The organism is Fructobacillus sp. EFB-N1 (assembly GCF_001038455.1).
GTDB lineage: Bacteria > Bacillota > Bacilli > Lactobacillales > Lactobacillaceae > Fructobacillus > Fructobacillus cardui.
Genome location: NZ_LDUY01000038.1, coordinates 1 through 7,468 on the forward strand (window position 1 = coordinate 1; position 7,468 = coordinate 7,468).

4 protein-coding genes and 2 pseudogenes are annotated in these 7,468 nt (G+C 36.2%); 5 read left to right on the forward strand and 1 reads right to left on the reverse strand.

The features are described from left to right. Nucleotides 1–125: 125 nt before the first annotated feature. Nucleotides 126–1,036: pseudogene (locus FEFB_RS08535) on the reverse strand (IS30 family transposase). A 210-nt stretch (nt 1,037–1,246) separates the two neighbouring features. On the opposite strand from FEFB_RS08535, the gene FEFB_RS07715 reads away from it, so the two are divergent. The 5 genes and pseudogenes from FEFB_RS07715 to FEFB_RS07735 all read left to right on the forward strand — a co-directional run bounded on the left by FEFB_RS07715 (nt 1,247) and on the right by FEFB_RS07735 (nt 7,253). Then, complete coding sequence (locus FEFB_RS07715; RefSeq protein WP_047975669.1) at nt 1,247–3,703, forward strand: KxYKxGKxW signal peptide domain-containing protein; 2,457 nt, start codon at nt 1,247–1,249, stop codon at nt 3,701–3,703. A 1,795-nt stretch (nt 3,704–5,498) separates the two neighbouring features. After that, nucleotides 5,499–6,053 (forward strand): annotated as a pseudogene (locus FEFB_RS07725) (YveK family protein); the annotation flags it as partial. A 43-nt stretch (nt 6,054–6,096) separates the two neighbouring features. Beyond that, a complete protein-coding gene (locus tag FEFB_RS09100; protein WP_255360195.1) occupies nt 6,097–6,267 on the forward strand; it encodes a sugar transferase in 171 nt (56 codons plus the stop codon). A gap of 19 nt (nt 6,268–6,286) precedes the next feature. Further along, nucleotides 6,287–6,811 carry a sugar transferase gene (locus FEFB_RS07730; protein ID WP_255360196.1) on the forward strand — a complete coding sequence of 175 codons (525 nt, stop codon included), beginning with the start codon at nt 6,287–6,289 and terminating at the stop codon, nt 6,809–6,811. A gap of 151 nt (nt 6,812–6,962) precedes the next feature. Next, the gene (locus FEFB_RS07735; protein WP_152666257.1) at nt 6,963–7,253 is read left to right on the forward strand and encodes a hypothetical protein; all 291 of its coding nucleotides are present in this window, start codon (nt 6,963–6,965) and stop codon (nt 7,251–7,253) included. Nucleotides 7,254–7,468: the final 215 nt, after the last annotated feature.

The following is a 7,468-nucleotide window of genomic DNA, read 5'->3' on the forward strand; positions in this document are numbered from 1 at the left end:
CAACAATCGACCCATGAAGTTACATAACTACCAGACGCCACTAGAAGTTTTTCGGGGTTGTTCGAATTAAACTTGTAATCTGCCTTTTCAAAATAACACAGTTTTAGCACGGTAGATTGTAAGAATTAACCGAACACTGCGAATTGCTGAAAAACCTTTCGTGGTGATTGCCAATTGAGTGTTTTCATTGGTCTGGCATTGATCCAATGATTAATTTGATTTAATTCTTTGTGACTTACGGTTTCAATTTTACGCTGCTTTGGTATAAAGCGACGGACGTATCGGTTTCATATCTCATTACTACCACGTTTTTCTGATGAGTATGGGTGCGCAAAATAGACTGGAATGCTTAGTTTTTTCTCGATTTCATCATATTTTGCAAATTCTTGTCCACGATCAACAGTGATTGAGAATTCTTGATTCCTTGAAAAAACTAACTAAGACTGGTGTCACTGCCTGACTATGCGGCCAATAACCTGCCTCACAATATGTTGCCGGCTTAATCTTTCAGTAATGGTTACGAGTACTTCACCGCGTTTCTTACCCGATTGCATCGTATCCATTTCGAAATGGCCAAATTCTTGTCGTGTTGTCATACTTTCAGGTCTTGTTTCAATAGAACGACCATGAACAAACACTTGTCGTCTACCATCAAATTGACGCTTTTGGCGAATATCTTTGTCAGGTAAATCAGCCACAGATAGTTTGAGTCGACCAGCATTGAGTCAAGTATAAATCGTTTTGAAAGGTATCCCTAAAACATGAGCAGAAGTTTCTGGTGATTACTTTAAAATACCAATGTGCCCATTCAAAAAAATAGCGATAGCCGGTGTTAATGTGTGATGACGGCCACGTAGATGACGTTTTTCAATGCCAACGCATGAGTGATATCAGCTTTATAGGGCGTGACTTGATGAATTTCAACCGATACCATCGCAGGTGATCGGTTAATAAAACGTGCAATAGCACGAACCGAGTAATTCAATTCCAGCAACGTTTGAATGACAGTGCGTTTTTGAGATGATAGACTCGTCATGAGTCGCAGTTCCTTTATGGTTGTTTTGGATAATTACCATTAAAGGCGCTGCGGCTTTTTTATTCAAGTGTTCGGTTTAATTTTACAATCTACCTTTTTTAGTTGATGAGGAAACTTTTGATAATTATTACTTGTAATATATGTACATAAAGAAGTAAAATATATTTGTATTGATAGTAATTATCGTAATAAATGAAAGGGGGTATCATTTTGGAAAAGTTACACTATAAAATGTATAAAGATGGTAAATTTTTAGTTTTCTCCGGAATTTTTTTGATGGCGGGGGTAACTGGAGCAGTAATTAGTAATTCAATTAAGGCTAGTGCATCTGATATAAATCAGACAACTTTGGTTTCAAGTAGCAATAGTGGAATCCAACAAACTGATGATGATAAAAGTTCGAATGATAAAAAAACGAATCAAAGCGATTCAGCCAGTGATGTGGTCACACAGACAGGAAATTTGTCAAATAATGTTATCGGATCACAAAGTGTTAATCAATCTGAGAACAAAAACAACAATTCACAAAATACAAATTTAGGTAATCAATTAACTGATGATATTAGTAATAAAGTCAGTGATGACAATTCTAATAACGTTCATGTTGGGCGTGAACAGTTTAATCATATTAGTCGTGATGTTCACTTCCAAGCAGCAACTGGTGAAAATGGGGCGGATTCCGTTGATATTCCAGCTGACCTTCTACCAAAAGATGTAAACTCATTTGTTAATTATTACCGTTATCCTGTCTATGATAGCAATAATAACTTAGTTGGTTATTCTTCTGACGGGCAACATAATGACATTGAATTAAATGATGTTAATCAGGGTTGGAGGATTCGTAGCCAAGAAACTAAATTGCCAGATGTCGATGTACCGGATTTGTCTTCCAAAGGATTTGAAGTAAACACTAATAAAGTAACGAGTGCCTATGACGTAAATCAGGGATTTTTGGACACTGTGAATGGTAATGTAGATGCTGTCAAAAATAATTATTATACTGCTGATGGTAGTGCCCAAGTTGTTACTGGACCAACAAACAACTTTAACTCATATGAACATGTGACGATTACTTATCACTATGTTCGGACGAAAGAATACAATACTAGCAATTTCTATCGTCAAATTGACTATGTAAACAAGAACGAAAATGACGGTGTTCAAGCCGGTTCACATATTCGCGCCTCACGATTTGATGCCATTAATTATCGTCAAATCAAGATTTACCAAAAGGGGAAGTTTCTAGGTTATTCAACAACAAATAATAGTTTAAATGTTGATCTGCCTACTGATGATGCCCATCAAGGTTGGCGTTTGTATGCTAATCCAGATAATGAAAATCAGTATTTGTGGGATTGGAACAATGGTGTTTCACCTGAAACTATTCCAGATGTGAAATCACCTAAAATAGATGGTTATGGTGACCCAAGTATTGATACGGTTTCCTCTAATTATCAAATTGGAGCTCCTCAATCAGATGGGACCGGTTTCAACAATAAGAAAGATGATCCAAATGTTTGGATTAGTGGTGCGGATGGATTTCCGAATACATACGAGTATGTTAAGGTTGTCTATCCTAGTGCCAATAACAAGGTAGTACCAGAGACTGAAACAATTACACGAACGATTAATTATTTAGATCGTGATGCATATAACCAAAATGGTCAGAAAGTGACAGATGCTGATAAGGTAGCGAAGACGGTCACTCAAACTGTTACTTTCCAACGAAATGCTGTTTATAGTGCTGATGGTGATTTGCTAGGCTATACTTCCGGAAAGTATGGGGCGAACACCCCTGATATCAGTATCCAAGGTGGCGATCGTGCATGGCAATTGGAAGGTACAGATAAATGGGATCAAGTGGATTCGCCTGATTTGAGTAACATGGGTTATTCAGCTCCGGACCGTTCATCTATTGGGCAGTATCTTGTTAAAGCGACTGACAAAGGCGTGGTTGAAAACATCTTTTACGATAGCCAAACGATTCCAGTTGGACCATCAAATCCACAAGTGCCAGGACAACCAATTGATCCATCAAATCCAAATGGACCAAAGTGGCCAGCAGGAACGGACAAGGATTCAGTTAGCCAAACGATTACACGAACGATTAAGTACGTTGATGGTCAAACTGGTCAAACAGTTTCCAAGGACGTTACGGAACCCGTAACCTATGGTCGAACAGTTATCGTTGATAAAGTAACAGGTCAGATTGTTGGTTATTCAAGCAAGGGTGACGCTACTGCGGACTTGAAGCCGGATCAAGGTAATGAAGCTTGGCATAGTGATGATAATAAGTGGCATGAAGTCACATCACCTGATTTGACCAAGGAGGGCTATAGCGCTCCAGATAAGTCAAGTATCGCTGAAGCGGATGTACCAGTGAATAGTAAAGATGTTACTGAAGTCGTTACTTACAATCATGCTGTAGTTCCAGTTGGACCATCCAATCCACAAGTACCAGGACAACCAATTGATCCATCAAATCCAAATGGACCAAAGTGGCCAGCAGGAACGGACAAGGATTCAGTTAGCCAAACGATTACAAATGAATTGCCAAATACGGGGTTGAGGTCTGAACGAAACAAACCTGATTCAAATATTTTGCTTGCTTTATTTGCTAGTTTTGCGGGACTTGGAATCTTTTCACGTCGTAAGAAGAATAAGTAATTATTATTAAGTAATTTGGAAGATTAGAATCGTCTATAAGATTCTAATCTTTTTTAATGGCGGATTGTAAAATTAAACCGAACAATTTCCGCACAAAAGTTACAGAAACTTTAATGGCCATTGTCTAAAAATAACTATAAAGGATCTGCAGCTTATGTTTTCTATTTTATTAGCTCGTGAATGTTCTATCATTGAAACCATGATTAAGTTTACTCACTTAATCCGTGAAATCGTCAGTAAAAAGGGAAATAAGCGGTAAGGTAGAGAACGAACAAAGAGAAAGAGAGTGCTAGCAAAGACCGACAAATAGAAAAACTAGGTAAATTACTAGACCAAGCACAACAACGACAATTAATCGCTGAAAAAATGAAAATCAACAAAAGTAGCTAACTGAATTTACAGAAAAAAGTTTTTGGGCACGTATTTTTCATAGGCAAAGCTAAAAAAATTTAAAATATGCTCAAAGAATAGTCTAAGTGTCACCGATGGCGAAATCATTGAATAAAAGGACATTTACCATAATGTGTGTTTCCAAATAACCGTATAGCATATGTATGCTGTACGTAAGCGTTACGTACAAGATTTCCGTACAACTTACGTACAAATTTTATGATCAATGTCTTTGATGAAGTCGAAGATAGTTAATATAATGTATTTTTAAAAAAGATGTCTGGAGAAAATTATTATTTAAAAATACAAAATATAATTAAAGGTCTTTTTGTAGTAACACTAGCGCAAATTATCATAAACCTATTGTCACATACCTATCTGTTTGACAACATAGATGCTGCTTTCAAGTGAATGCTTTTATATACTCTCATTCTGTATGTCGCAGATAAAAAACAAAAAAATCTTAGTTAACATAATGTCGATTACCGACAGAAAAAACCAGTCCCTAAATTTAGGGGCTGGTTTTTCTTTTATGATAAACACACTGGCTCAGTTTGAACCCAAACAATTGGTTTACTTCTCAGAAAGCCCATTTCAAGGGCTTGAGCCTTTGTGAAAAAATCATTTCTGAGAACCTTCATGAGATTGCTTTTGATAATAGTCATATACTCGATCACACAGAAAAAACAATATAATAAACAAGATAATAGACACAAACCAATTAACATGCCAAATAAAATGCGTAATAAAATAATGTAATACTATGGCAATTACAGCACCCCAATTGAAATAAGATAATACTTTATTCATGAATCTCTCCTCAAACCTTTGTTGTGAGATATTGTACCTTACTTTTACTCATCAACAAAGTCGTTTTAACACCAAAAATCTGTACGTAAGTTGTACGGAAATCTTGTACGTAACGCTTGCGTACAGCATTCGATCACTATACGATTTAGTGATGACTTTTCTGGTACAACAAATCTCCGGTTGCGGCCGGGGATTTTTCAAGAAGACGTGATCAATGCGCCTTGTATTCCTATCACTATTATAACAGCTTTAAGATATAGCAGAAGCACTCTGCATTGCGGAAATCAGCGAAGTGAAAGGAAGCACTTCGATGGAGGGCTTCATACTCCTAATTAGCGAATTTTTTGTGATCATTAATATCGTAATTTCTGAAACAATCAAAGACTATTTCGCTAATAAACGGAAGTAACTTTGGAAGACCATTGGTTCAAATTGGTCGTTTTCTGTATGTTCACTTTAACTATGTGATATAAAGACACAGTCAAAGTGGATTTAATTAAGGGAGTATGACAAATAATCTTTGTCATGCTCTTTTAAAATTTAATTTATTGAAAATAGTAATTAAAGTGATTTTTTATTATTTTATTTAAGCCTTTCGATGGGATTTGGTGTTTCACATTATTTCGTGAAACCTACCTTTACATCAACTACCACAATGCTTGTTGATGATAAAAGTAAGACACCTGCCGACAAACAGCAGGGATTTAATTTAATTACAACTTATAAAGACTTAATTGTTTCGACGGACGTTTTAAAGCCTGTTTCAAAGAAAATTGATACAGGCCTCTCCGTACAAGCAATCCGGAGTATGATTTCTGTTACCACAAATTCAGGATCACAAGTTTTTTCGATTAATGTTAAATCAAAAAACGCTGATGAAGCTACAGTAATTGCCAACGCAGTTGCGAAGGAGTTTCAAAATAAGTTATCAAGTATGATGAACTTGGATAACGTTTCTACAATCGATCGTGCACAAAGCGATAATCAGGTAAAATCCTCAAAAAGTACTTTCTATATCTTGGTCTTCGGAGCCATATTGGGAGGTGGTTCGTTCGTTTATTTCTGGATGCAAGAAATGTCAAAACGAGAAAAAGCATGGCAAGTCAAGCAGTCGGATGGCGAGATTAAGATAAGAAGTATTGGGTGTTAGTATTTGAAAAAAATTCTTGGTTCACAAGGGAGGAGAGAAAATAATGGTATATGAAAAAATTATCAAAAGATTGTTTAGCCTAGCTTTGGCAATTGTAATGGAAATTGTTTTATTCATACCACTTCTAATTGTTGGACTAATGATTAAGCTAACTTCGAAAGGACCAGTATTATTCGTACAAGAACGTTTTGGCAAGAATTTAAAAACCTTTTAAACTTTATAAGTTTCGGTCAATGGTTGTGGATGCACCTGATAAATCAAATGCTGAGTTCACAGATATTAAAAGTTATATCACACCATTCGGAAATTTTTTACGGAAGACCTCGATTGATGAATTACCACAGCTACTTAATATTGTTAGAGGGGATATGGCATTTATTGGCCCTAGGCCGTTATCGCAAGCTGATTTGGTAGTAGTTAATCTTAGGAAAAAGAATGGCGGTGATCAAGTTTTACCGGGCATTTCCGGCTTAGCACAAGTCAATGGTCGGAATAATATTACCGATGAAGAAAAAGCTACTTATGACGGGCTATATGCTCAATCGGTTTCCTTTAAGCAAGACGTCAAATTATTTTTTCAAACAATTGTGTCGGTTTTTAAGCGAGACAATGTCTATAAAGACGATGAATTAGTTTGCCAGGAGATTGGATCTGAACAAGTAGAAATGCCACCTGCTGAACATGAAAGTGGTTCTAGCCAAGATATAGCGAATGCTGTTTTAGATTCTACTGATTCGGTTATTAAATCTCATGTTTAAAATAATGATACTAAAAGCCCAAGGTATTTCTTTTGTTGACAGCGTTGTGACAAACTACTGGCAAAAGAAATGCTTTGAGCTTTTACTATTGTTGATTAAAGTTTAGTACTAACAAATAGGAAGCGCTTAGTGGACGAAGATTGGTGTCATCATGATTAGAATATTACAATTACCGGGAAGTCTTTCAAGAAATAATGGTCGTATGACGGTTGTTATGAACATTTACCGTCATATCAATCGAGAAAAGATTCAATTTGATTTTGCCGGAACAAATAACGAAGGAAATGATAATGAATATATTGATGAGATTAAATCGATGGGTGGCCACGTTTATCCTCTAGAACAAGGAGGGGTATTTGCCGCTCGAAAACTTGTGAAGAGTATCTTCAAAAGCTATTCATATAAAGCGGTTCATTATCATCAGTTATCTGAATTGGGCTGACCTTTGATCTGTTAAAAAAGTATGGAGTGAAACAATTAATCGTTCATAGTTATGCTACAGTTTTGAGTGAAAATCGATGGAAGGTGCCACGAAATCGAATTTTTTCGTTGCCAATTTATTTTTATTCGAATGGCAGATTACAAGTTTAATTCGAACAACCCCGAAAAACTTCTAGTGGCGTCTGGTAGTTATGTAACTTCATGGGTCGATTGGAT

What these genes read in the sequence shown, in the direction of transcription:
- FEFB_RS09100 (WP_255360195.1), top strand. Translation starts at nt 6,097, where the DNA reads ATGGTATATGAAAAAATTATCAAAAGATTGTTTAGCCTAGCTTTGGCA.
- FEFB_RS07730 (WP_255360196.1), top strand. Translation starts at nt 6,287, where the DNA reads ATGGTTGTGGATGCACCTGATAAATCAAATGCTGAGTTCACAGATATT.
- FEFB_RS07735 (WP_152666257.1), top strand. Translation starts at nt 6,963, where the DNA reads ATGATTAGAATATTACAATTACCGGGAAGTCTTTCAAGAAATAATGGT.